General features: G+C 72.5%; 19 protein-coding genes. 12 read left to right on the forward strand and 7 right to left on the reverse strand.

Features of this window, described 5'->3' with window-relative positions; genetic code table 11:
- Positions 1-48: 48 nt before the first annotated feature.
- Positions 49-588: a hypothetical protein gene (locus KDL01_RS11005; protein WP_212528316.1), complete on the reverse strand. Its 540-nt coding sequence runs from the start codon at positions 586-588 to the stop codon at positions 49-51.
- Positions 589-687: 99 nt separating this feature from the next.
- Between KDL01_RS11005 and KDL01_RS11010 the strand changes: the two genes are divergently transcribed.
- The 4 genes from KDL01_RS11010 (at position 688) to KDL01_RS11025 (ending at position 5159) form a co-directional block, all read left to right on the forward strand.
- Entirely contained in the window at positions 688-2529 is a 1842-nt protein-coding gene (locus tag KDL01_RS11010; RefSeq protein WP_212528317.1) for an alkyl/aryl-sulfatase, read from the forward strand.
- Between the two features lie 110 nt (positions 2530-2639).
- A complete protein-coding gene (locus KDL01_RS11015; protein WP_212528318.1) occupies positions 2640-3038 on the forward strand; it encodes a DUF7144 family membrane protein in 399 nt (132 codons plus the stop codon).
- 39 nt (positions 3039-3077) lie between these two features.
- Positions 3078-3566 (forward strand): DUF1269 domain-containing protein, encoded by a 489-nt coding sequence (locus tag KDL01_RS11020; protein WP_212528319.1) that lies wholly within the window; start codon positions 3078-3080, stop codon positions 3564-3566.
- Positions 3567-3752: 186 nt separating this feature from the next.
- A complete protein-coding gene (locus KDL01_RS11025; RefSeq protein WP_212528320.1) occupies positions 3753-5159 on the forward strand; it encodes a DUF2252 domain-containing protein in 1407 nt (468 codons plus the stop codon).
- A 160-nt stretch (positions 5160-5319) separates the two neighbouring features.
- Here KDL01_RS11025 and KDL01_RS11030 read toward each other — a convergent pair whose 3' ends face one another.
- Positions 5320-5757, reverse strand: a complete 438-nt coding sequence (locus KDL01_RS11030) for a hypothetical protein (protein ID WP_212528321.1) — start codon at positions 5755-5757, stop codon at positions 5320-5322.
- 100 nt (positions 5758-5857) lie between these two features.
- On the opposite strand from KDL01_RS11030, the gene KDL01_RS11035 reads away from it, so the two are divergent.
- Complete coding sequence (locus KDL01_RS11035; RefSeq protein ID WP_212528322.1) at positions 5858-6688, forward strand: NUDIX hydrolase; 831 nt, start codon at positions 5858-5860, stop codon at positions 6686-6688.
- Positions 6689-6729: 41 nt separating this feature from the next.
- Here the strand turns inward: KDL01_RS11035 and KDL01_RS11040 are convergent, their stop codons facing one another.
- Positions 6730-8625: a phosphatase PAP2 family protein gene (locus KDL01_RS11040; RefSeq protein ID WP_212528323.1), complete on the reverse strand. Its 1896-nt coding sequence runs from the start codon at positions 8623-8625 to the stop codon at positions 6730-6732.
- Positions 8626-8911: 286 nt separating this feature from the next.
- Here KDL01_RS11040 and KDL01_RS11045 point away from each other — a divergent pair, with 286 nt between their 5' ends.
- Both KDL01_RS11045 and KDL01_RS11050 read left to right on the forward strand, forming a co-directional pair.
- Entirely contained in the window at positions 8912-9994 is a 1083-nt protein-coding gene (locus KDL01_RS11045; protein ID WP_212528324.1) for a Ca2+-dependent phosphoinositide-specific phospholipase C, read from the forward strand.
- Complete coding sequence (locus tag KDL01_RS11050; protein WP_212528325.1) at positions 9987-12677, forward strand: lectin; 2691 nt, start codon at positions 9987-9989, stop codon at positions 12675-12677. The genes KDL01_RS11045 and KDL01_RS11050 overlap by 8 nt, the downstream gene beginning before the upstream one ends.
- A gap of 55 nt (positions 12678-12732) precedes the next feature.
- Here KDL01_RS11050 and KDL01_RS11055 read toward each other — a convergent pair whose 3' ends face one another.
- Positions 12733-14385, reverse strand: a complete 1653-nt coding sequence (locus tag KDL01_RS11055; RefSeq protein WP_212528326.1) for a hypothetical protein — start codon at positions 14383-14385, stop codon at positions 12733-12735.
- A 296-nt stretch (positions 14386-14681) separates the two neighbouring features.
- Between KDL01_RS11055 and KDL01_RS11060 the strand changes: the two genes are divergently transcribed.
- Positions 14682-16076 carry an MFS transporter gene (locus KDL01_RS11060; protein ID WP_212528327.1) on the forward strand — a complete coding sequence of 465 codons (1395 nt, stop codon included), beginning with the start codon at positions 14682-14684 and terminating at the stop codon, positions 16074-16076.
- Positions 16077-16086: 10 nt separating this feature from the next.
- Here KDL01_RS11060 and KDL01_RS11065 read toward each other — a convergent pair whose 3' ends face one another.
- Entirely contained in the window at positions 16087-16599 is a 513-nt protein-coding gene (locus KDL01_RS11065; protein ID WP_212528328.1) for a hypothetical protein, read from the reverse strand.
- A gap of 170 nt (positions 16600-16769) precedes the next feature.
- Here KDL01_RS11065 and KDL01_RS11070 point away from each other — a divergent pair, with 170 nt between their 5' ends.
- Positions 16770-18605 carry a glycoside hydrolase family 15 protein gene (locus KDL01_RS11070; protein WP_212528329.1) on the forward strand — a complete coding sequence of 612 codons (1836 nt, stop codon included), beginning with the start codon at positions 16770-16772 and terminating at the stop codon, positions 18603-18605.
- Between the two features lie 45 nt (positions 18606-18650).
- Here the strand turns inward: KDL01_RS11070 and KDL01_RS11075 are convergent, their stop codons facing one another.
- Complete coding sequence (locus KDL01_RS11075; RefSeq protein WP_212528330.1) at positions 18651-19382, reverse strand: hypothetical protein; 732 nt, start codon at positions 19380-19382, stop codon at positions 18651-18653.
- Positions 19379-20008, reverse strand: coding sequence for a sigma-70 family RNA polymerase sigma factor (locus KDL01_RS11080; RefSeq protein ID WP_212528331.1), 630 nt, complete (start codon positions 20006-20008; stop codon positions 19379-19381). The genes KDL01_RS11075 and KDL01_RS11080 overlap by 4 nt, the downstream gene beginning before the upstream one ends.
- A gap of 205 nt (positions 20009-20213) precedes the next feature.
- Here KDL01_RS11080 and KDL01_RS11085 point away from each other — a divergent pair, with 205 nt between their 5' ends.
- The 3 genes from KDL01_RS11085 (at position 20214) to KDL01_RS11095 (ending at position 23993) form a co-directional block, all read left to right on the forward strand.
- Positions 20214-21020, forward strand: a complete 807-nt coding sequence (locus KDL01_RS11085) for an SAM-dependent methyltransferase (protein ID WP_212528332.1) — start codon at positions 20214-20216, stop codon at positions 21018-21020.
- Between the two features lie 127 nt (positions 21021-21147).
- On the forward strand, positions 21148-22209 hold the full coding sequence (locus KDL01_RS11090; protein WP_212528333.1) for an ATP-binding protein: 1062 nt from the start codon (positions 21148-21150) through the stop codon (positions 22207-22209).
- On the forward strand, positions 22209-23993 hold the full coding sequence (locus tag KDL01_RS11095; RefSeq protein WP_212528334.1) for a vWA domain-containing protein: 1785 nt from the start codon (positions 22209-22211) through the stop codon (positions 23991-23993). The genes KDL01_RS11090 and KDL01_RS11095 overlap by 1 nt, the downstream gene beginning before the upstream one ends.
- Positions 23994-24066 lie beyond the last annotated feature (73 nt).

A 24066-nucleotide genomic window follows, 5' to 3' on the forward strand; every position in this document is an offset into this window, starting at 1 on the left:
GGGGCGGCGCGGGCGAACGGGGTGTCGGGAGGGACCGCGCCGACTTCGTCAGTCCCCTGCATCGGTTGGCCTCCGGCGCCGCAGCACCCTGCGGGCCGCGAGCTCGACCCGGTCGTCCGCGGCGGTGGAGACCTTGCGCACCTCGCCGACCGTCCACGCCGCCATGCCCCGGCTCTGCTGCGCGATCATCTCCCTGATCTGCTCGTCCTCGGCCAGGTCGGCCACGATGAGCGGTACCACGCGGCTGCGGATCAGCGGCAACACGCCCTCGATCACGGTGGGGACGAGCTCCTCGACCAGGTACGGCGTCATCGACGCGGCCACCCGGCGCACCACCTCGCGATCCAGCCAGCGCGCCGAGACGTCCGCGGCGGCCTGCGCCTGCCGGGCGGTGTGCGCCGCGCACTGGCGGGCCGCGCGGTCGCCGCGCCGGACCGCGTCCCGATACGCGCGATCGGCCACCGCCGCCGCGGCCGACGCGCCGCGGCCGGCCCGGCGTGCCGACTCCGCGGCCAGCTCGGCCAGTCCGTCGGCACCCTGCAGGGCCGCGCCGAACGCGGCGGCGGCGAAACGGGGCACCGGGCTCACCCCACGACTCTCGTCGCCCGCCCGCCGCCGCGCAGCCCGGGCTAGCCCGGCCGAGCTAAGCCCGGCCTGAATCCCGGTGCCACGGGGAACAGCCCTCGTATGGCCATGCCCTCATTCGGCGACCACACCGACTTCCGCAACGCCGACCGCGGGTTCGTCGCCGATCTCGACCCGGGCGTGGTGTGCGACGCGACCGGCGCGGCGGTGTGGGACAACGACGCCTACGCCTTCCTGTCCGCGGACTGCCCGCCGACCGCGAACCCCAGCCTGTGGCGCCAGGGCCGGCTGTGTTCGCGTCAGGGCCTTTATGAGGTCACCGCCGGGATCTACCAGGTGCGCGGCCTCGACCTGTCCCACATGACGCTGGTCGAGGGCGACAGCGGCGTGCTGGTGGTCGACCCGCTGATCTCGGTCGAGACCGCCGCGGCCGCGCTCGGGCTCTACCGCGCGCACCGCGGCCCGCGCCCGGTCACCGGCGTGATCTACACCCACTCGCACGTCGACCACTTCGGCGGGGTGCGCGGCGTGCTGCCGCCCGGCCACCCGCCGGTGCCGATCCTGGCCCCGGCCGGGTTCCTCGAGCACGCCGTCGCGGAGAACGTCTACGCTGGCAACGCCATGGCCCGGCGCGCGGTCTACATGTACGGCGCGACCCTGCCCAAGGCGCCGGACGGGCAGATCGGGGCGGGCCTTGGCATGACCACCTCGACCGGCACCGTCTCGCTGATCCCGCCGACGGTGGAGATCACCGCGACCGGGCAGCAGGAGACGGTCGACGGCATCCGCATCGTCTTCCAGCTCACCCCGGGCACCGAGGCGCCCGCGGAGATGAACTTCCTGTTTCCCGACCACCGGGCGCTGTGCCTGGCCGAGAACGCCACGCACACCCAGCACAACATCCTGACCCTGCGCGGCGCCCTCGTGCGCGACGCCCGGGTCTGGGCCCGCTACCTCGACGAGGCGATCGTCACCTTCGCCGACTCCTGCGACGTCGCGTTCGCCTCGCACCACTGGCCGACCTGGGGCCGGGCCGAGATCGTGGAGTACCTCGAGCTCCAGCGCGACTTCTACGCCTACCTGCACGACCAGACGCTGCGCCTGCTCAACCGCGGGCTGACCGGGCCCGAGATCGCCGAGGAGTTCGAGCTGCCGCCCGCGCTGGAGCAGTCCTGGGCCACGCGCGGGTACTACGGCTCGGTCAGCCACAACGTGAAGGCGATCTACCAGCGCTACCTCGGCTGGTTCGACGGCAATCCCGCGCACCTGTGGGAGCACCCCCCGGTCGAGCTCGCCGTCCGCTACGTCGAGAGCCTCGGCGGGACCCAGGCCGTGCTCGAGCTGGCCGAACACTACGTCAGCGGCGACGATCCGCGCTTCGCCGCCACGCTGCTGCAGCACGCCGTGTTCGCCGACCCGCAGGACGCCGCCGCCCGCTCGGCCCTGGCCGACGTATACGAGCACCTCGGCTACGCGGCGGAGAACGGCACCTGGCGCAACTTCTTCCTGGTCGGCGCGAGCGAGCTGCGCGGCGGGGTGAGTCCGGCCGCGACCACGACCACCGGCCCGGAGATGATGCTCGCCCTGAGCGTGGATCAGGTGATCGACTCCCTCGCCGTGCGGCTCGACGGCCCCCGCGCGGCCGACGCCCGGATGCGGATCGACCTGCACGTGACCGACGAGGCCCGCACCTGGCGGCTCGCGCTCTCCCACGGCGCGCTGATCCCGCGCCCGCACGAGGGCGCCCCCGACCCCGCCGACCCGGCCGACCTCACGCTCACCCTGACCAAGCCTCAGCTGCTCGGCCTGCTCGGGAGCGGCGGGCGGATCGACGAACTCGAACACGGCGGCGACCTCGTGCACAGCGGCGATCCGGCGGTGCTGCGGGCCCTGCTCGGATTGCTCGACACCCCGGATCCGCGCTTCCCCGTCGTCACACCCTGATCGGACCAACCCGCCGTGCGCGGCCCACCGTCCTCACCCAGCCTGGACGGGACGGTGACCGCGACGCGCGGGACGCGGCTCGCGGCCCGGGGACGGCGAAGGAGGCGCGGATGGCAGGCCACGGAACCAGATGGGGAGCGGCGAAGGCCGGCACCGCCCTCGCCGCGGTCCTGATGATCCTCGAGGGAGTCCTCGGGATCGCCCAGGGCGTGGCGGCCATCGCCAAGGACAGGGTGTACGCGCTGGTCGGCACGTACGTCTACAAGTTCAGCCTCACCACCTGGGGCTGGATCCACCTGATCGCGGGCGTCCTGGTGCTGCTCGCGGGGCTCGCCCTGTTCACCGGCTCGGTGGTGGCGCGCGCCCTCGGCATCGCGCTCAGCGCCCTGGTGGTGTTCGCGAGCCTCCTCGCCCTGCCCTACCAGCCGGGTTGGTCCGCGGTCACGATCGCCTTCGGGGTGTTCGCGATCTGGGCCCTGTTCCACAACGTGGGCCCGGACGCGATCTGACGAGCAGTTCCCCAGCAGCCCGACGACAAGGAGTGTGGCATGGCGACGCTGACGGTGTGGAAGTTCGCGGAGGCCGACGCGGCCCAGCGGGCGCTGAGCACGCTGGAGGACCTCCAGCGCCAGCAGCTGATCACGGTTCAGGACGGTGCGGTGGTGTCCTGGCCGGAGGGGGAGAAGAAGCCGAAGACCACCCAGCTGCACAACCTGGCCGGCGCGGGCGCGCTGGGCGGGGCGTTCTGGGGGATGTTGTTCGGCATCCTGTTCTTCATCCCGCTCATCGGCCTCGCCCTCGGCGCCGCGGCCGGCGCGCTCGGCGGGTCCATGGCGGACGTGGGCATCGACGACTCCTTCATCAAGGAGGTCAAGCAGAAGGTCACGCCGGGCACCTCGGCGCTGTTCCTGCTCTCCTCCGACGCCGTGCTGGACAAGGTCAAGGAGCACGTGGGCAGCCTGCACGCGGAGCTGATCCGCACGAACCTCTCCGCCGAGCAGGAGGCGGCGCTGCGCTCCGCCTTCAGCGAGGACTGAGAACGGGTACCGGCCGGCCCGCCCGGACCCGCGCCGCGGGAGCCACCGCGCTCCCGCGCCGGATCCGGGGCATGGCGCGCGCCGGACGGGTCACCCGTTCGGCGGCGCCGCGCCCGCCCGTGCGGTGGCCGCCGCCGCGGCCGGGCCGCAGGATGACGAACACCGCATCGACGTCGGGAGGCACGCGTGAAGACCACCGTCCGCGATTCGGCCGAAGCAGGCCTGGCCGCCCGCGCCGCCTGCCCGCCGGTGGAACACGCCGCGCTCGACCTGCCGGCCGACCGGCCCGACCCGGTCGCGGTGCTCGAGCGCCAGGCCGTCTCGCGCGTGCCCGAGCTGGTGCCGGTGCGCCACGGCCGGATGCTCGCCTCGCCGTTCGCCTACTTCCGCGGCGCGGCCGCCATGATGGCCCACGACCTCGCCGCCACGCCCGACTCCGGGCTGCGCACCCAGCTGTGCGGCGACGCGCACCTGTGCAACTTCGGCATGTTCGCCTCGCCCGAGCGCCGGCTCGTGTTCGACCTCAACGACTTCGACGAGACCTACCCCGGCCCGTGGGAATGGGACGTCAAGCGGCTGGCCGCGAGTCTGGAGATCGCCGCCCGCTCGAACGACTTCGGCCACAAGCACCGCCGGGCGATCCAGCTGGCCACGGTCCGGGCGTATCAGCAGGCGATGAACAGCTTCGCGGGCATGCACGAGCTCGACCTCTGGTACGCCCGTGCGGACGTCGAGGACATCAAGGACATGCTCAGGGACCAGCTCAAGAAGTCCCGGCGCAAGGCCGCGTTCGACAAGACCGTGGCCAAGGCCAGGTCGAGGGACAGCCAGCGGTCCATGGCCAAGCTCACCGAGCTGGTCGGGGCGCACCGCCGGATCACCGCAGACCCGCCGCTGGTGGTCCCGGTGCAGGACCTGCTCCCGGACGGCGAGCAGGACACGTTCGTGGCGGCCATGCGCGGCATGCTCGGCCAGTACCGCAGCACCCTGCAGAGCGACCGGCGCCGGCTGCTCGACCAGTTCGTCTTCGCCGACCTGGCCCGCAAGGTCGTGGGCGTCGGCAGCGTCGGCACCCGCTGCTGGATCGTGCTGATGTTCGGCCGCGACTCCCAGGATCCGCTGTTCCTGCAGGTCAAGGAGGCGCAGCGGTCGGTGATCGCCGAGTACGGCGGGGTCAGGGCCGGCCGGATGGACACCGGCTGCCAGGGCCGGCGGGTGGTGGACGGCCAGCGGCTGATGCAGACGGTGAGCGACATCTTCCTCGGCTGGGCCACGGTGGACGGGATCGACGGGCAGCAGCGCGACTTCTACGCCCGCCAACTCGCCGACTGGAAGGGCTCGGTCGCGATCGAGGAGATGGTGCCGAGCGGCATGACCGCCTACGGCCGCCTCTGCGGCTGGACGCTCGCCCGCGCCCACGCGAGATCCGGCGACCGCGTGGCGCTCTCCGCGTACCTGGGCGAGGACGCGACCTTCGCGCACGCGATCGCCGAGTTCGCCGAGGCCTACGCCGAGCAGAACGAGCGCGACTACGACGCGATGCGCGCCGCGCTGCGCTCCGGCCGCATCACCGCGGAGCCCGATCACCGCTGAGTGATGCCGGCCGCACTACTGCGGCTCGCCGAACGGCTCGTCGTTGTCGAACGGCTTGTCGTCCCAGCGCCACCCTGTGGTGCCGTCGTCGTGGATGCGGAGAAAGAACTCGGGCACGGCTCGTGACCGAGCCGCCTGGCGCCGTCATCCATGCGCTGACTCAGCGGGCCGCGAACGTGCTCCGGCCGCTGCACCACTCGGGACAGCGACACGCTCCAGCGGCGATGAGCTCCGCCCGCAAACCCTCCGATGCGTTCGGATGGTGCACGATGAGACTTCGCTCGTGGAACCACCGCGAGCCGTGTTCTCCCTCCTCGCGTTCGGCCATCCAGCTCAGCGCCTCGTCCGGCAGAAGCGGATTGACCAGGGCGTTCCACCGAACCGAGGCGTCGCAGTCCCGGGCGAGTCGGTCCAGGGCGTCAGCAGGCGTGGCGGGATTGCGTGCGGTCCACAACCGGACGGGGCGAACCTCGTCGGTCGCAAGCACGCGGAGTCTGTCAACCGAGGTCTGGGGGCTGCGTGCCTCCAGCACACGTCGATAGCCCGACAGACGCTCCGCCCGAGTACGCACAGCAGGTCTGGTCACGAGCCCGATCATGGCACGCAAGATGCGAGGCACGGCGCGTCACGAGCGCCGATAAGTCCGATCACCGCTGAGCCGGATCACCGCGGAGCCCGATCACCGCTAAGGTGGCGCCGTGGCCAGCACTTTCGAGTTCCCCGTGCCCGCGGAGTGGGACGAGCGCGTCCGGCGTTACCTCGACGGGAGTCTGGAGATCGTGCCCGCCCAGCCCGCCGCGACGGTGGTGCTGCTGCGCGACACGCCGTCGGGGCCGCAGGCCTACCTGGTCAAACGCGCCGCGAGCATGGCCTTCGCGGCCGGCCGCTACGCCTTCCCGGGCGGCCGGGTGGATCCGGGCGACGCGCTGCCGACGCCGTGGGCCGGTCCGAACGCGGAGGCCTGGGCCGAGCGCTTCGGCGTCGCACCGGAGCAGGCGCACGCGCTGGTGTGCTCGGCCGTGCGCGAGACCTTCGAGGAGGCCGGGGTGCTGCTCGCCGGTCCGGACCGCAGCCGGGTGCTCGGCGACGTCTCCGGCACGGCGTGGGAGGACGAGCGCCACCGGATCGAGACCCGCCGCACCACGCTGGCCGACGCGCTCGCCTCGCGCGGCCTGCTGCTGCGGGCCGACCTGCTCGGCGGCTGGTCGCGCTGGGTCACGCCGGAGTTCGAGTCGCGCCGCTACGACACGGCGTTCTTCGTCGCCGCGCTGCCCGAGGGCCAGAGCGCGAGGGACGTGTCCGGCGAGACCGAGACGACCGCGTGGACCAGCCCGGCCCAGGCCGTCGCCGACTACGAGCAGGGCACGGTGCTGATGCTCCCGCCCACCGTCACGACCCTGCGCCAGCTGCTGCCGTACGCCACCGCGGCCGAGGCCGTGGCGGCCTCCCGCAAGCGCGCGCTCGAGGCGGTGCAGGCGGGCGTCAGACTGCGCGAGGACGGCTCGGCCGCGCTCGTCTGGACGGTCTGACACCCGCCCCGGTCCCGCTCGGACCGAATCAGCCCGGTGGCTCAGCCCTTGACGAAGCGCACCGCGACGCCCTGCGCGGTCTGCACCGGCACCGCGCCGATCCCGGCCACGTTCGTCGTCACCGCGCTGAACCAGCCGCGCACCTGACGGGCCGTGATGACCTGGGCCGTGCTGCCGATCCGCGGCGGGGACTCCGGGTCCAGCGTCAGCGCCAGCGCCGCGCCGGAGTCGAGGGTGAGGCGGCCGTGCACGGTCAGGCCGCCCTGGCAGCCCTTGGCCGCGAGGCTCACGCCGAGGGTCGCGCCCGAGACCTCCACGTCGCCGGTGCCCAGCGCCTGCGCGCCGGCCGCGACCAGCGTGCCGCCCGCGATCAGGGTGCCGCCCGCGTAGCTGTTCGCGCCGGTCAGGGTGAGCGTGCCGGAGCCCTGCTTGGTCAGGCCGCCGCGGCCGCCGATGTCGTTGCGCCACGCGTCGGCCGCGCCGAAGCCGCCCTGGCTCGAGTCCATGGTGACCGTGACGTCCTGGGCGAAGGCGCCGTAGCCGTCGGCCGCCGCGAACAGGTTGATCCGGCCCCACTGCTCGAAGCCGTCCAGCATCACGTTGCGCGCCTCGATCGCGGTGCTCGCCAGCACGTCGCGCCGCTGCTGCGCGGTGAGGTAGGGCTGGCGGGTCTCGAGCAGCACCTCGGCGCCCAGCGGCACCTGGTACGGCGTGGCGGGCTTGTCCGAGCCCTGCGTCGGCAGGCCGTAGGTGAGGTGGGCCGCGACGAGCGCGGCGTTGGCCTCCCGGTCGGCGTACGGGTCCTGATCCGTGCCCTGGGAGTGCGCGTAGGCGAACAGGGTGTCCGCGTCGGTGCCGGTCTGCGCCTCGAAGTAGGCCAGCGCCTGGGCCCGCGCGGCCGCCTTGAGCTCGGCGTTCGCCGGGTCGTAGAGCGTGGCCGCGGCCAGCGCGGTGCCCAGGACGCGGCCGCCGATGACGTCGTTGGGGGAGTGCATGCCCGCCACGATCCGGGTGTGCGCGCAGTACGACGCGCGGGCGATCAGTTCCTGGAACCGCTCAGGCACCGCGTACGCGTAGGCGATCCCGGCCAGGGTGAAGGCGTTGGTGTGGCCGCTGGGGAAGCCGCCGTCGCTGGCCGGGGTGGCGCTGCGCTGGAGCAGCAGCTGCGGGCAGACGGTGACGTCGGTCTCGTACACCGGGAAGCCGTACGCGTCCACCGCCCCGGTGTCCACGACCTCGCTCTCCTCGTTCATCCGCCACGGCCGCGGGTAGTTGTACGCGGCCTTCGACGGGTTGCCCGAGGCGTAGTTGCCGCGCAGCGTCTGCTCGAGCTGCACCACCAGGCCGAGCTGCGAGCTCGGCGAGCCGGGCCCGGTGGCCGAGCCGGCCGGGGCGCCGACGGGCACCGCGTCGCTGATCGTGGTGGCGGGGGTGCCGTCGGGGGCCGAGGTGATGCTGGTGACGGCCAGCGCGCCGGACTTGTAGAGCTCGGCCAGCGGGCCGAGTCCGGTGATCATCGCATAGCTCTGATCCTGCCGGTCGAAGACGAACGCCTCCTTGGCCTGCGCCTCGGTGCGCGCCGCGGTGATCCGCGCGCTCAGGCGCATGTTGGCCCGCAGGTAGTCCGGCAGCAGCACGGTGCCGTTGTTCCACGCGGTGCCGGTCTGCCAGGCCGTGGCCATGCCGTCGAGCGCGCGCACCGCGGCGTTGGTCGCGGCGGTGAGGTTCGCCGAGAGGTTGGTCTGGTAGGACTCGACGAAGGGCAGCCCGGTGACGGTGTCGGCCAGCGACCGCTCCGACGCGGACGCGGCCGAGGACCCGAGCGGTGAGCCCGTCGCGGCCGAGGCGGAGGGCGCGGCGTAGAGGGCGACCGGGAGGGCGGCGGAGGCGGCCAAAAACCCGCGGCGGCTGAACGCGGTCGAAGAACTCGAAGTCATCTGCGGCTCTCTTCTCGGCGGCGGAGAACGGGTGCGGCGGAGGCCGTCCCGGCGGCAGCATGGGGGGCGCGCAACACGGCGGAGCAAACCGGGGGGAACCCGCGTGTGAACGCTCTCAGTCCTCTTGAACTGCAAGTTCTCATGAAGATGAACGGAAGTCCATTTTTTCCTGTGCGCCCTTGGCGAGGCCCTCCGGCTGTGTCAGGATGCGTGCTGGCTCCGGCTCCCCACGGGCCCCGGCCCCTATCGGCACCGCCCCCACGGACACCCTCTCCTGGAGACGACCATGCCCCTGCCCACGCTCCTTCGCCGTACGACGCTTCCCCGGCTGCTGGCCGCCGCCCTGTTGCTCGGCACGGCGTTCGGCGCCGCTGCCGCGCCGGCCCAGGCCGCCGACGTCAGTTCGCTGAGCCTCGCCGGCGTCACCGGTACCGGCATCCACAACACCTACAACGACTCCTCCACCTACACCTACCTCGCCAACGCCCTCGACACCGGCACCTCGCTGGTCGAGCTGGACACCTGGGCCAACGTGCTCAACGGCAAGTGGGACGTGAGCCACGACAACCCGCTCGGCAGCTCGAACAACTGCGTCCAGGCCTCCACCGCGGCCGACCTCTACACCGGCGACCGCAACCAGAACCTGGACAGCTGCCTGGACGACATCAGGATCTGGATGCAGGCCCACCCCACCCACGGCCCGCTCATGGTCAAGATCGAGATGAAGAACGGGTTCTACAACACCCTCGGCCTGAACCCCACCGAGTTCGACACCTACGTCAAGGCGCACCTCGGCAGCGTCCTGTACACCCCGGCCGACCTGCTCACCAAGTCCGACGGCACGCTCTACCCGGACCTGGACACCGCGGCCAAGGCCGACAACTGGGGCAGCTACGGCTCGCTCGAGGGCAAGGTGATCGTGGAGATCATCCCGGGCACCGTCGAGCAGGCCGTGACCGCCTCGAGCACCTGGGTGGACGTGGTCTACGCCCAGCACCTGCTCGACCTCTACGACAGCGGCGAGATCGCCGACGCCGCCGTCTTCCCGTCCGTGCTCGGCGCCCAGACCGGGGACCCGCGCACCCGCTACAGCGACACCGCGCTGCGACCCTGGTTCGTGGTCTTCGACGGCGACGCGGGCACCTGGGTCTCCGACGGCGGCACCCAGTGGTACGACACCAACCACTACCTCACCGTGGTCACCGACGCCTACGACGTCGCCCCGGCGCTCAGCAGCAGCGACCCGGCCCTGGCGGACGCCCAGGCGCGGGTGGCCGAGCTCGCGGCCGACGGAGCGTCGTACGTCTCGACCGACTGGATCACCTCGCCCGCGGACGGCGTCCTGAGCGAGGTCCTGCCCCGTGGCTGACCTGCCCCGCTCCCGCCCGCGCCGCTCGGCGCGGGCGGGGCTGCGGCTGCTGACCGCGAGCGCGCTGGCCGTGCTCGGGGTCTGCGCCGCGGTCCCCGTCACCGCGCACGCCGCGACCCTGGTCACCGCGCCCGACCCGCTGGTCAACACCTTCGTCGGCACCGGCTCCAACAGCGATTACAGCGCCGGCAACACCTTCCCCGGCGCGGACGTGCCGCACGGCATGCTCCAGTGGAGCCCCGACACCACCTCCCGCCCCAACGGCGGCGGCTACGACTACGCCGACTCCGACATCACCGGCTTCAGCCTCACCCACGTCTCCGGCGTGGGCTGCCAGGCCGCCGGCGACGTGCCGATCCTGCCGGTCACCGGCTCGCTCGGGTCGTCTCCGGGCTCTGACGACGAGTCGTTCTCGCACAGCTCGGAGACGGCCTCGCCCGGCTACTACTCCGTCGCGCTCGGGAACGGCACGAGCGTCGCGCTCACCGCGGCCACGCACGCGGGCGTGGGCACCTTCACCTTCCCCGCCACCACCTCGGCGTCCCTGCTGCTCAAGCTGAACGACACCGACAACGTGTACGTCTCCTCCACCTTCGCCACGGCCGGCTCGAGCGAGGTCACCGGCTCGGTCACCAGCTCAGGCTTCTGCGAGGCCACGAACGACTTCACGCTCTACTACGCCATCGCCTTCGACCAGAGCTTCACCGCCTCCGGCACCTACAGCGGCGGCGCCTACGCGACCTTCAACACCACCTCCAACCAGACCGTGACCGCGCGCGTCGGCATCTCCTACACCTCCGTCGCCGAGGCTCAGGCGAATCTGGCCGCCGAGGTGGCCGGGCAGAGCTTCGCCCAGGTCGAGGCCGCCGCCCAGGCGCAGTGGACCACGGCCCTCGACAAGATCGAGATCGCCGGCGGCACCGCGGCCGAGCAGGCCGAGTTCTACACCGCGCTCTACCACGCCCAGCAGTTCCCGAGCGTGATCAGCGACGCGGACGGCAGCTACCGCGGCTTCGACGGCGCCGTCCACACCGTCGACGCGGGCCACTCCGCCGAGTACGCGAACTTCTCCAACTGGGACATCTACCGCTCCCAGGCCCAACTCACGGCCCTGATCAACCCGGCCGCGGCCGACGACATGGCCCAGTCGATCGTGGACGACTACGAACAGGGCGGCACGCTCACCAAGTGGGGCATGGACAACGGCGAGACCTACATCATGGTCGGCGACTCCGGCGTTCCCGTGCTGGCGGACTACTACGCCTTCGGCGGCACCGGCTTCGACACCGCCACCGCGCTCAGCGCCATGGAGACGGAGCAGACCACGGATACGGACGTCACCCCCGGCGTGACGTACCTGGACAGTTTCGGCTACCTGCCCACGAACAGCATCTTTGGGTGCTGTCACGAGTACGCGACCGCGTCGACGCAGCTGGAGTACGACACCGACGACTTCGCGCTCTCGGCCTTCGCGGGCGCGCTCGGCCAGAGCGCGGTGCAGACGAAGTTCCAGAACCGGGCCCAGGACTGGGAGAACATCTTCAACACCTCCAGCGGCTACATCCAGCCGCGCCACTCCAACGGCCGCTGGATGGACGGCTTCGACGCCACGCTGATCACCAGCACCGCGGACAACGACTTCGCCGAGGGCGACGCGCTCACCTACACCCCGGACGTCCCGTTCAACCTCGCCGAACTGGCCACGCTCGAGGGCGGCGACTCATCGCTGGTGAGCTACCTCAACACCGTCCTCAGCGGCTACCAGGGTCTCGGCAGCGTCATCGGCACCCAGTCCAACATGGGCAACGAGCCGAGCTTCGAACTGCCCTGGGAGTACGACTGGGCCGGCGAGCCGTACAAGACCCAGAGCAGCGTGCGCGCGATCGAGCAGGGCCTGTGGTCCGACGCGGCCGGCGGCATCCCCGGCAACGACGACCTCGGCGAGACCAGCTCCTGGTACGTCTGGTCCGCCCTCGGCCTCTACCCGGAGACCCCGGGCACGGCCGACCTGGCCATCGGCAGCCCGCTGTTCACCGAGGCGGTCGTCTCGGTCGGCAGCGCCGGCAAGACACTGACGATCCAGGCGCCGGCCGCCGCCGACGCCGACCCGTACGTGCAGGCCCTGACCGTCAACGGCACCGCGTCCTCGCTGGCCTACCTGCCCGCGGCCGACGTGCTCGGCGGCGCCACCCTGGCGTTCACCCTCGGCACCGCGGCCGACACCTCCTGGGCCGCGGCCGCCGCGGACGCCCCGCCCTCCTACGGCGGCACGCCCGGCACGGGCGTGGCCCAGCCGGTCGGCACCATCAAGGAGACCGCGACCGGCAAGTGCGTCGACGACAACGGCTCCGGCACCTCCAACGGCACCGCGATCCAGATCTACACCTGCAACGGCACCAGTGCGCAGAGCTGGACCGTGGCCCCGGACCACACCCTGCAGGTACTCACCGACTGCATGGACGCGGTCAACAGCGGCACCACCAGCGGCACCCTCGTCCAGCTGCACACCTGCAACGGCACCGGCGCCGAGCAGTGGGATCAGAACAGTGCCGGCGAGATCGTCAACCCTGAATCCGGGCTCTGTCTCACCGACACCAGCAACGGCGCGACCAACAAGACCCAGCTCCAGATCGCCACCTGCACCGGCGCGGTGGGCCAGGTCTGGACCCTGCCGAGCGCGTAGCGGCGACGCCGGTTCCCGGACCTGTGAGTCCGGGAACCGGCGCCGCGGCCCGTACTCATCCGCCCGAGGAGTCCTGCGTGCTCGACCGGGCGCTGCGTACCACGTCGGCGACCTGCCCGACCAGTGTCAGCTTCTTGTTGAGATCGGGATCGAGCACGATCATCAGGTTCAGCACCGCCCACGCGCCGGTGCCGATCAGCACCCAGTTGAACGCCCCCGCGCTCAGATGCCCGAACGCGTGCGCGGTCAACGTCGCCCCGATCGGCAGGACCGCGACCAGCACGTCCCGCACGATCGTCAGCACCCTGCGCCGCCGCTGGGCCGGGCTGGGCGCCGAGTCCGGCGGCGCCAGCCACTCCAGCGAGCCCAGGTCGCCGCGGGCCAGGCAGCCGATCGCGTGGCACAGCGCCCGGTCCACCTCCGCCGTGGCCTCCGGCGACGCCGCCACCAGCCCGCGCTCCAGCTGACGCAGAGCTCTGGCCCACCCGGCCAAGCGCTCGCCGATCCAGCCCTTCTCGGCCAGACCGGCCATGCGCTTGCGCGGCATCAGGAACACGCCCAGCTTGAGCGCGGCGTTCTCCGCCGTCTTCGCGTCGTTGACCTCCATGGCGACGGTCCGAAGCCCGGGCGAGCGCACCCGGTAGAGCAGCCAGAGCAGGTCGTTGAGGATTTCGAAGTGGGCCGCGCTCTCCATCTGCCCGCGCCAGCGCGCGTAGGAAGCCCAGGATATGTAGCTGTGCAGGGCCAACTGCACCAGGGTGACCGCGGGAGCGAGGATCAGGCCGTAACAGACCCAGAACTGCCAGCCGGAGTTCGGGCCGATGTGGCGCAAGTAGGCCTCGACGGCACCGGCCGTCGCCGCGACGCCGAGGGCGCTGTACCAGGCGCCGGTCCGGACGGAGGTGATGCGCCAGAACCGTCGGGAGCGGACCAGCGCGAAGACCACGGCGGCGAAGGCCATCGCGACTGTTGCGCTGCCCAGAGCGGGCCAGCCGGTCGCGGCCGGATGATACCCACGGGTGATCTTGTTCGCCGCGATCGAGAGCCATACCGCCAACGGGAGTGTCAAGAAGCCCAGGAAGACCCAGTACTGATATTTGATGACGACCGAGAGCGCCTCGGTGACGAAGCGGGTCTCCAGCAGCGCGTTGTCCATCATGACCTGCAACCTGGTGAGCGGGCTCCCGGCGAGGCCAGTCGCCTGCCGCAGATGCTCGAACTGCCGCGGCGTACGGCGTACCGGTCCGAGAACGACCCGGTCCTCCCAGGCCGCTGCCTGCCGGGCCAGCCACGTGAGCGGAGCCAGGATGCGGCGGAAGTGTGGCTCGATGTCCGGCCCCAGACGGATTTCGGCGGCGTGGAAAGAGCAGTGGTACTCGTCGTAGAAGGACAGGACCTCCTGGCGTACCAACGGTTCCCTGACGACCTGCGGCGGCAACGCGTCGATCACGGCCACCGCCTCCCGTACGTGACCGGCTCTGCTCAAAATCCTGATCTGCTCGGCGGCCGCCACCGTCGCGGACGGCTCGCGCCGCGCCGCCTCGCCCAGCAGGTGGAGCGCAAGGTCGTAGTCCTGCAGTCGGAAGGTCGCGAGTGCCAGCGGCCACAGCAACGCGGGCAGCTCACCCTCGCGCCGGATCGCCTCGTGCAGCAGATCCGCCGCGGCCCCGAACTCCCCGTGCGCCGTCAACGCGTCCGCCGCGGCCACGCTCTCCTGTACCGACGGCGTGTCCGGAACCGGCGCGACTGGAGCGGCTAGTGTGCCCGATGTGTCCACTGCGGCCGGTGTGACCTGGGCCGCCTGTATCGCAGAATCGTCAATCCCCACCACGGCCACCAGCATGGGCCAACGCCCGTCGCCGCGCCACCGACTCGGCCGAGAATGTCCGCCCGCAGTACTCCGACTCGGCACCGCGCACTCAGCACTCCGGCGGTCTCGGGTGGGCACTCGCGCGCCGCCTCGCTTAGAAAGGTGGGGAGACGGCCCCCGAGCGAGAGCGCGCAATGGACGATGCCAAGGACGACGCGGCGGCGGGGCGGGCGGCGGGGCCGCGAGCCGTGCTCGTGCCGCTCGCGCTCGCGCAGTTCATCTGCAGCTTCGCCGGCTCGAACATGAACGTGATGATCACCGATATCAGCACGGACCTCGACACCACCGTCCACGGCGTGCAGGTCGTGATCACCGTGTTCCTGCTGGTCATGGCCGCTCTGATGATCCCCGGCGGGAAGATGTGCGACCGGTACGGGCGGGTCAGGCTCTTCCGGGCGGGCCTGGTCGTCTACGGCGTGGGCGCGCTGCTCAGCGCCGTGGCGCCCGGCCTCGGGGTGCTCCTGCTGGGCAACTCGATCCTCCAGGGCGTCGGCACCGCGATGCTGATCCCGCCGGTCTACATCCTCGCCACCCTCACCTTCACCACGCTCGCCACCCGGGCGCGCGCGTTCGGCGTGATCAGCGCCATGGGCGGGGTGGGCGCCGCGGCCGGGCCGCTGATCGGCGGGGTGATCACCTCGGCCATCAGCTGGCGGGCCGCCTTCGTCTTCCAGGCCCTGGTGATCGCGGTGATCGTGCTGCTCAGCCGCCGGATCGTCGACCCGCTGCGGGCCGATCCGGACAGCCGCTTCGACCGGTTCGGCGCCGTGCTGTGCGCCGTCGGCCTGACCCTGCTGGTGGCCGGGGTGCTCGCGCTGGACCAGAACGTGGCGGCGTCGGTGGGCCTGATGGCGGCGGGCGCGCTGGTGCTGGGCGGGTTCCTGCTGTCCATGCGGGCCCAGCAGCGGCGGGGGCTGCGTCCGCTGCTGCCGCTCGCGCTGTTCCGGGACCGCACCTCGAACCTGGGCCTGATCACCCAGAACATCCAGTGGTTGATGCTGCTCGGCTCGTCCTTCACCGTGTCGGCCTACCTGCAGGTGGTGCGCGGGTACGGCGCGGTGCAGACCGGCGTGACCTTCACCGCGGCCACGGTCGGCCTGCTCGTCTCCTCGCTGGCCGCCGAGCGCCTGGCCCGCCGCCACACCCAGCGCACGCTCGTGCTCGCCGGGTTCGTCATCGCGATCCTCGGCATCGTGGTCCTGGTCCTGCTGGTGCGCGCCACCGACGACTCGTGGGCCTTCGTGCCGGGCCTGTTCCTGCTCGGCTTCGGCCTCGGCGCGATGCTCACCCCTTCGGTCAACCTGGTCCAGTCCAGCTTCCCGGAGGATCAGCAGAGCGAGATCTCCGGGCTCTCCCGCAGCGTCTCGAACCTGGGCTCCTCGCTCGGCACCGCCATCGCCGGCACGATCCTGGCCTCGAGCCTGAGCAACCGTTCCTACGCGGCCGCGATGTTCACGCTGGCCGGCATCGGGGCGCTGGGCCTGGTCGCCGCAGCCTTCCTGCCGCGCGGGCGCAGCGCTCCCCGGTAGTCCCTAGCCCCTAGTGCCCCACGGCCACCTTCGCCTCGACGATGATCAAGCCGAGCAGCACGTTGATCAGCCCCTCGATCACCACCTGCAGCGGCTTCACGCCCGCGCGCACCGCGCCCACGCACGCCCACGTGACCTGCTGGGCCACCGCCACGATCAGGCCCACCCACGCGTACCCGAGCAGGCCGAGGCCGAGCGCGGAGGCGGCCATCACCGCGACGGCCGGCAGGACCGCGGCCTCGACCAGCCCCCACTCGTGCCGCGCCACCCGGCTGATCTCCTCGAACGACCAGGTCTGGCCGCGCTCCGCGTCGAGCTGGCGTTCGCCGGACAGGTCCGCGTAGACGTGGGCGGCCCAGAACACCACGCCGGTGACGATCAGGATCCCGGCCATCCGTGCCGCGCTCAGGTCTCCGCCGCCCGCGCCCGCGGTGGCCGCCACCGAGGCCGCGAGCATCGACCCGTACACGGCGCCGGCGTAGTCGGTCCGGCGCGACCTGGTCGGCTGCTCAGCGTTCGCCACGCTCACACGATAGGCGCCGCCCCGCTGCCGCCCGCCGCGTTCCCGCCGCGCGCCGCACCGCCGTTCACCCGGCTGGTCGGCCGCTCAGGCGGGGGCGGGGCGGCGCTGACAGCATCGGAGCATCGGTCCCGTCGCAGCCGCGGACGGCCGCGACGGTGGAAGGGCCCGCCATGGACGACTACCCGCTCATCGCCAACCACGGCCTCGTCGGCGACCTGCAGACCGCAGCGCTGATCTCCACCGACGGCGTCGTCGACTGGTGGTGCGCGCCGCGCTTCGACTCGCCCAGCATCTTCGCCTCGCTGCTCGACACGGCGCGCGGCGGGCACTGCCGGCTGGCCGCGGTGGTCGAGGGCGACGCGGCGGCCGAGCCGACCGTGCGTCAGCTCTACCTGCCCGACACCGCGATCCTGGTGACGCGGTTCATGACCGAGCAGGGCGTGGGCGAGGTCGCCGACTTCATGCTCCCGGACGAGTCCGCCGAGCCGAAGGACCGCCACTGCCTGTTCCGGGTGGCCCGGGTGGTACGCGGCAGCCTGCCGTTCGAGTTCGCCTGCCGGCCGCGCTTCGACTACGGCCGGTCCGCGCCCACCGCGCTCGAGCTCGACGACGCGGGCGGCGCCGTCATCCGCGGCGCCGAGACCGACCTGGCCGTGCACGCGATCGGGCCGGCCACGCTGGAGCGCGACGGCACCGACGTGACCGCCCGCTTCGTGCTGACGGCCGGTCAGCTCGCCGTGTTCATGCTCACCTCGATGCCGGCCGGCGGCGTGCCCGCCAAACCGCTGAGCATGGACGAGGCCCGCGCCGCGTTCGACACCACCCGCAGGTTCTGGGCCGGCTGGCTGCGCCACAGCACCTACCACGGCCGCTGGCAGCAGATGGTCAACCGGTCCGCGATCAGCATCAAGCTGATGACGTACGCGCCGAGCGGCGCGCCGATCGCCGCGGCGACCATGGGCCTGCCCGAGCAGATCGGCGGCGAGCGCAACTGGGACTACCGCTTCACCTGGGTCCGCGACGCCTCGCTGTCCGTCAGGGCCCTGACGGCGCTCGGGTTCCAACGCGAGGCCCTGGACTTCCGCCGCTGGCTGCGCGACCGGCTGGTCGCCGGGGAGACCGCGTCGGGCGAGCCGCTGCAGATCATGTACCGCGTCGACGGCGACCCGCACCTGACCGAGGAGGTCCTCGAGCACCTCGAGGGCTATCGCGGCTCGGCCCCGGTGCGGGCCGGGAACGCCGCGGCGGACCAGATCCAGCTCGACATCTACGGCGAGGCCGCCTACGCCTTCGGCGAGATGGGCGACATCGGCGCCGTGCACGGCTGGCGCGCCATGGTCGGGCTGCTCGACTGGCTGTGCGACCACTGGGACCGGCCGGACGAGGGCATCTGGGAGACCCGCGGCGGCCGCCGGGACTTCACCTACAGCCGCCTGATGACCTGGGTCGCCTTCGACCGCGGCGTGCGCCTCGCCCGCGAGCACGCCCGCCCGGCCGACCTGGTCCGCTGGACCGCCGTGCGCGACGAGGTGTTCAACCAGATCCTCGACCGCGCCTGGGACGCGGAGCGCGGCGCCTTCGTCCAGTCCTACGGCGGCACCGCGCTGGACGCCTCCCTGCTGCTGATGCCGCGGGTCGGCTTCATCACCCCGACCGACCCGGCCTGGCTCTCCACCCTCGACGCGATGGCGGGCGAGCTGGTCAGCGACAGCCTCGTCTACCGCTACGACCCCGGGACCTCGCCCGACGGCCTGCGCGGCAGCGAGGGCACCTTCAACCTCTGCACCTTCCTGTACGTCGAGGCACTCGCCCAGGCCGGCCGGATCGACGAGGCCCGCTACGCCTTCGACAAGATGCTGACCTACGCCAACCACGTGGGCCTGTTCGCCGAGGAGATCGGCCCCTCCGGCGAGCAGCTCGGCAACTTCCCGCAGGCCTTCACCCACCTCGCCCTGATCTCGGCCGCCCTCGTGCTGGACGAGAAGCTCGACCGCGCGGAGGCGTAGCCGCCGCGTTCGCGGGACCGCCGCCACGGTCGCAGTGCACGAAGATCACGCCCTCCGCCGCGGCACCAGCGCCTCCATGAGCTCCCCGGCCGGGCGGGGGTCGGCGCGGGGGAAGTCGTCGGTGTCGGTGAGGTTGAGGCGGGCGATGGTGGATTCGAGGGCGCGTGAGACGCGGGGGTCGGCGCCGCGGTAGCACTGGGAGATGAGGTTGCGTACCTCGCGGGCCAGGCGCGGCGGGGCGCCTACGCGGACGCGGCGGGCGGGTGCGCCGGCGGCGGCTTCGCGGCGTAGGTGTTCGGCTTGGCGGCGCCAGTTCTCCGCGTCGTGGAACTGGCCGTCGCCGCGGTGGACGAGGTAGAGGCAGTACGCGGCCTCGGGGTGGCCGTGGCCGGCGGAGAACTTGAACCAGAAGCGGGCCGCGAGCGGGCGGCCGGAGACCTGGAGCAGGCTGGCCAGGACGAGTGCGCCGGTGGCGTCGAGGTAGGGCTGGGTGGTGAGCTCGGCCAGGCCCCCGGCGGCGCCGTGCTGGTGCAGGACGAGGGTGGCGGCCAGGTTCAGCTCGTGCCGCGCCTGCTCGATCTCCGAGCGGCCGCCGAGGGCGCCGGGCGCGGGGTGGGCGGTGCGGGCGGCGGTGCGCTCGGCGCGCACGCGCTTGGCCCGGTCCAGGATGTCCGGGGTCGGCGGCGGGGTGTAGCCGCGGTACTCGGCCTGGAGCAGGGTGAGGTCGGCCAGCAGCGCGTCCAGTCGCGTCGGCTCGGCGGACAGGTAGGTCGTCACGCTCGGTCCTCCTTCTCCTTCTCGGGCTCGCGGACGTGCTCCCGCTCGGGCTCGCGGACGGCGCTGCCGAGGTCGTCGGCGAGGGCGCGCTTCGCGTAGTGGGTCAGGCTGCTGATCGTCTGGTGGGACACGCCCATCAGCGCGGCGGCGCGCTTGACGTCGTAGCCGAGGACGTAGCGCAGTGCGATGACCTGGAACTGCCGTTCCGGCAGGCGGGAGATCGCGCTGTAGACGCCGATGGACTCGGCCAGCACGGCCAGTTCCTCGCGGGCGGTGCGCATCGCGCGCAGGAACGCGGCGTTCTCCACCATCTGGTCGCCGGCGCGCTGGGCGATGCGGTCCTCTATGGCGCCGCGCAGCAGGGCGAACGCGTGCAGCGGCAGGTTCCTGACCCGCCCGAGCACCTGCTCCCAGGTCTCGTGCAGCTGCAGCGTGACCTCGCAGGCGATCAGCTCGGCCTCGTCGCGGTCGCCGACGTAGAGGTGGGCCAGGCGTACCCAGCTGGGGAAGTTCGACTGGACGAACGCGTCGAAGGCGAGGTCGACCTGTGCGGGCGCGTCGCCGGACTCGTGCACGGGAGCCGGGGTGAGGGCGTGCGGGGGTGCGGGCGCGCGGTCGCGATCCATAGGTCCATCCTGGCGAACGGGGGGCCTCCGGATTCAACGGCGGGGCAAGATTTTTTACGCAGCGCAGTACCTTGATCACCGGGCGGCGGGAGCGGGCATCGCGCCGCCGTCCACGCCCCGTAGCGCCGCCATCAGCGCTCGGCGATACTGGTGGCCCGCGCGCGACGCATCCCGGATCCCAGCCCGGACACGGAAAGGCCTGCTCATGGACGACTCCGCGGTGGACCTGCAGCTCGACCGGCCGCACTCCGCCCGTATGTACGACTACTACCTCGGCGGCACCACGAACTTCCCGGCGGACCGGGAGGCGGTCAGCCGGGTGGTCACGGCCTTCCCGCAGGCGCTGATCGCGGCGCGGGCGAACCGCGGCTTCATGCGCCGGGCCACGGCGTACCTGGCCGAGCACGGGCTGCGCCAGTTCCTGGACGTGGGCACCGGCATCCCCACCCAGCCGAATCTGCACGAGGTGGCCCAGGCGATCGTGCCCGACGCCCGGGTGGTGTACGTGGACAACGACCCGATCGTCCTCGCGCACGCGCAGGCGCTGCTGATCAGCAGCGGGCAGGGGCGCACCGCCTACATAGAGGCGGATCTCGCCCAGCCCGAGGAGATCCTCAAAACATCCGTTCTGCACGAGACGCTCGACCTGTCCCAGCCGGTCGCGCTGAGCCTGAACGCGGTGCTGCACTTCGTCACGGACGACGCGCAGGCCTACCGGATCGTCGACACGTTCACCGACGCGCTGGCCCCGGGCAGCGCGCTGGTGATCTCGCACGGCACCCCCGACTTCAGCGACACCCTGGAGAGCGCGGCGGGGGTCTACCGGTCGGTGGGCACGGCCGTGGGCATCCGCGACCGGGCCAGGTTCACCCGGTTCTTCGAGCGCTGGGAGCTGGTGGAGCCGGGCGTGACGCTCACCCACCGGTGGCACCCGGACGCCGCCACCGTCGCCTCGGGCATCACCGACTCCGAGTCCTCCACCTACGTGGCGGTCGCGCGCAAGCTGGGCTGAGCCGCGCGCACCGGGCCCGCGACGGACGGCCCGAGCCCGCAAACCGTTGGACCGCGAGGCGCCCCGGACGGCAGGATACTGTCGTTCGGGGAGGCACACAGAGTCCTGAGGGGGACGGGGAAACCGCATGCAGTCTGCCGTGACGCTCACGCCGGCGCAGTTGCCCGGGGTGCTGCTCAACGTGGCCGTGGTGCGGCCGGTCTTCCTGTGGGGGGCGCCCGGCATCGGCAAGTCCAGCCTGGTGCGCGACTTCGCGGCGAGCCTCGGGCTCGACTGCGTCTCCCTGCTCGGCACGCAGCTCGCGCCCGAGGACCTGATCGGGGTGCCGCAGATCGTGGGGGAGCGCAGCCGCTTCTGCCCGCCCGAGATGATCGCCAGGGACGCGCCGTACTGCCTGTTCCTGGACGAGCTCAACGCCGCCGCGCCCGATGTGCAGAAGGCCTTCTACTCGCTCATCCTGGACCGGCGGATCGGCGCGTACGAGCTGCCGGCCGGCTCGGTCGTGATCGGCGCGGGCAACCGGGCCACGGACAACGCGCTGGCCCGGCCGATGCCCTCGGCCCTGGCCAACCGGCTGGTGCACCTGCACCTGCGGGCCAGCGCCGCGGACTGGCTGGCCTGGGCCGGCCCGGCCGGGATCCACCCGTGGATCCTGGACTACCTGACCGAGCGCCCGGACCAGCTGTGGGCGCCGGCGCCGAAGACCGAGGAGGCCTTCTCCACCCCGCGCTCCTGGCACATGCTCTCGGACACGCTGCACTCCTACGGTCCGGACCTCGACCCGGAGTCGCTGCGGGTGCTGGCGAACGGCACGCTCAGCCCCGTGCACGCGTCCGGCTTCTGCGGCTATGTCAAGATCGTGCGACACGCCTACGGCTTCGAGGCGATCCTCAAGGGCGAGGCCCGCTGGCCGCACCGGCCCGAGGACCGGGACCTGCTCTACTACCTGGCCGAGGTCTTCCGGGTCCGGCTGCTGCGGGACCTGCCGGTGAGCAAGGGCCACGGCTCGGCGGACGGGCGGCGCCTGGCCTTCCGGGCGAAGTCGCTGCTGGTGGAGCTGGCCGAGATCTCGCTCGAGGTCGCGCAGACGGTGATCGCGCCGGAGGCGGACGAGGAGCGCGCCCTGCCCGGCTGGTTCCTGGTGGAGGCGGCCCGCGACCTGCCGGGCCTGATCGCGGCGCGCGGCTGATGGCCCGGCCCCGCGGCCCCGCGCAGGCCCCGCCGGGCGCGCAGGACGCCCTGCGCGGCCACGAGATCCTCAACGCGCATCGCGCCTTCCAGCACATCAGGCTCGGCAGTTCCTGCGGCAACGCCTCGTGCCCCCGGCTGCCGCGTACGGGGCTGGTCCGGGTCGACTCGTCCGGCTCGCTCCATCTCAACGTCTGGACACGTGCGGAGCCGGAGGTGTGGGCCTGGGCGATCGCCCACGCGCGGCTGCACCTCGGTTTCGGGCACATCCCGGCCGAGCGCACGCCCGGACCGGAGCCGGACGCCGCGCTCGCCGCCGCGCGCTGCGTGGTGGTCAACCGCTTCCTGAGCGGCTTCAAGGTGGGGCACACGCCGTTCGCCGCGCAGGAGTGGCCCGAGGGCGACGAGGAGACGCTCGCCGGGTACTGGCGGGCCACGGGCATACCGGAGCACTTCCTCGGCCGCGGCACCGCGGGCGAGGAGCGCGACCACGATCAGGTCCCGTACACCGGGCAGGTGGATCCGCCGGACTGGACCGCCTCCTTCGCCCGGCAGCTGCACGAGGCCCTGGCCGCCTCGATCCTGGTCGCCAGCGGGCGGGAGCAGACCGAGCGCAAGCGGGTGTGGGACGCGGCGCTGGAATGGTTCGTCTCCTCCTTCCCGCTGCTCGGCGCGATCGCCGCGCGGCTGCGCATCGTCGCCGACGCCGAGTTCGCCCGCACCCAGCACATCGCGATCGCGGCCGTGGACGCGTCCGTCGGCGAGATCTACATCAATCCCCTGGCCGGCCTGCGCCCGCCGGAGTGGCGCTTCGTGCTCGCCCACGAGATGCTGCACGCCGCGCTGCGCCACGGCGACCGGGTGGGCGGGCGCGACCCGTACCTGTGGAACGTGGCCTGCGACTACGTGATCAACGGCTGGCTGGTGGAGCTGGGCGTGGGCGAGATGCCGGACGGCGTGCTCTACGACGCCGAACTGGCCGGCTCCTCCGCCGAGCAGGTCTACGACCGGATCGCGCACGACCTGCGCCGCCTGCGCAAGCTGGCCACACTGCGCGGGCGCGGCCTCGGCGACGTGCTGACCGAGCCGCTGCCGCGCCCGGGCGAGGCCGTCGCCGCGGTGGACCTCGACGACTTCTACCGCAAGGCCCTGATCGACGGCCGGGTGTTGCACCTGGCCCGCCGCGGGCTGCTCCCGTCCGGGTTGGACCAGGAGATCAGGACCCTGGAACACCCGCCGATCCCGTGGGACGCCCGGCTGGCCCGGTGGTTCGACGAGCACGTGCAGCCGGAGGAGCCGCGGCGCAGCTACGCCCGCGCCTCCCGCCGCCAGAGCGCGACCCCTGACATCGCGCGCCCGGGGCGGTACCGGCCCACCGAGGAGGTCCCGCGCCGCACCTTCGGCGTCGTGCTCGACACCTCGGGCAGCATGCCCGCGCGCCTGCTCGGCAAGGCCCTCGGCGCGATCGCCTCCTACGCCCTGGCCCGCGACGTCCCGGCCGCCCGCATCGTGTACTGCGACGCCGCCCCGTACGACGCCGGATACCTGCCGGTCGAGCAGATCGCCGGCCGGGTCAGGGTCCGCGGCCGCGGCGGCACCCGGCTGCAGCCCGGCATCGACCTGCTGCTGCGCGCCGGGGACTTCCCGGCGGACGCGCCGATCCTGGTCATCACCGACGGGGACTGCGAGCCGCTCACCGTCCGGCCGCGCGAGCACGCCTACCTGCTGCCGCGTGGTCGAGCCCTGCCGTTCACCCCACGTGGCGAGGTCTTCGAGCTCCGGTGAGCACGGCCTTGCCCGCGGCCGGAATCCGCCCTGTCTGACGCATCGTCACCCGCCATCTGTGACGCGTGATGCG

Origin of the sequence: Actinospica durhamensis, assembly GCF_018139695.1 — a bacterium.
GTDB classification, from domain to species: Bacteria; Actinomycetota; Actinomycetes; order Streptomycetales; family Catenulisporaceae; genus Actinospica; species Actinospica durhamensis.

Bases quoted from the DNA above. Each gene is read 5' to 3' on its own strand.
- KDL01_RS11045 (WP_212528324.1), top strand. From the start codon at position 8,912: ATGCCCCTGCCCACGCTCCTTCGCCGTACGACGCTTCCCCGGCTGCTG.
- KDL01_RS11070 (WP_212528329.1), top strand. From the start codon at position 16,770: ATGGACGACTACCCGCTCATCGCCAACCACGGCCTCGTCGGCGACCTG.
- KDL01_RS11080 (WP_212528331.1), bottom strand. From the start codon at position 20,008: ATGGATCGCGACCGCGCGCCCGCACCCCCGCACGCCCTCACCCCGGCT.
- KDL01_RS11095 (WP_212528334.1), top strand. From the start codon at position 22,209: ATGGCCCGGCCCCGCGGCCCCGCGCAGGCCCCGCCGGGCGCGCAGGAC.
- KDL01_RS11085 (WP_212528332.1), top strand. From the start codon at position 20,214: ATGGACGACTCCGCGGTGGACCTGCAGCTCGACCGGCCGCACTCCGCC.
- KDL01_RS11030 (WP_212528321.1), bottom strand. From the start codon at position 5,757: ATGATCGGGCTCGTGACCAGACCTGCTGTGCGTACTCGGGCGGAGCGT.
- KDL01_RS11020 (WP_212528319.1), top strand. From the start codon at position 3,078: ATGGCGACGCTGACGGTGTGGAAGTTCGCGGAGGCCGACGCGGCCCAG.
- KDL01_RS11015 (WP_212528318.1), top strand. From the start codon at position 2,640: ATGGCAGGCCACGGAACCAGATGGGGAGCGGCGAAGGCCGGCACCGCC.
- KDL01_RS11040 (WP_212528323.1), bottom strand. From the start codon at position 8,625: ATGACTTCGAGTTCTTCGACCGCGTTCAGCCGCCGCGGGTTTTTGGCC.
- KDL01_RS11090 (WP_212528333.1), top strand. From the start codon at position 21,148: ATGCAGTCTGCCGTGACGCTCACGCCGGCGCAGTTGCCCGGGGTGCTG.
- KDL01_RS11010 (WP_212528317.1), top strand. From the start codon at position 688: ATGGCCATGCCCTCATTCGGCGACCACACCGACTTCCGCAACGCCGAC.
- KDL01_RS11060 (WP_212528327.1), top strand. From the start codon at position 14,682: ATGGACGATGCCAAGGACGACGCGGCGGCGGGGCGGGCGGCGGGGCCG.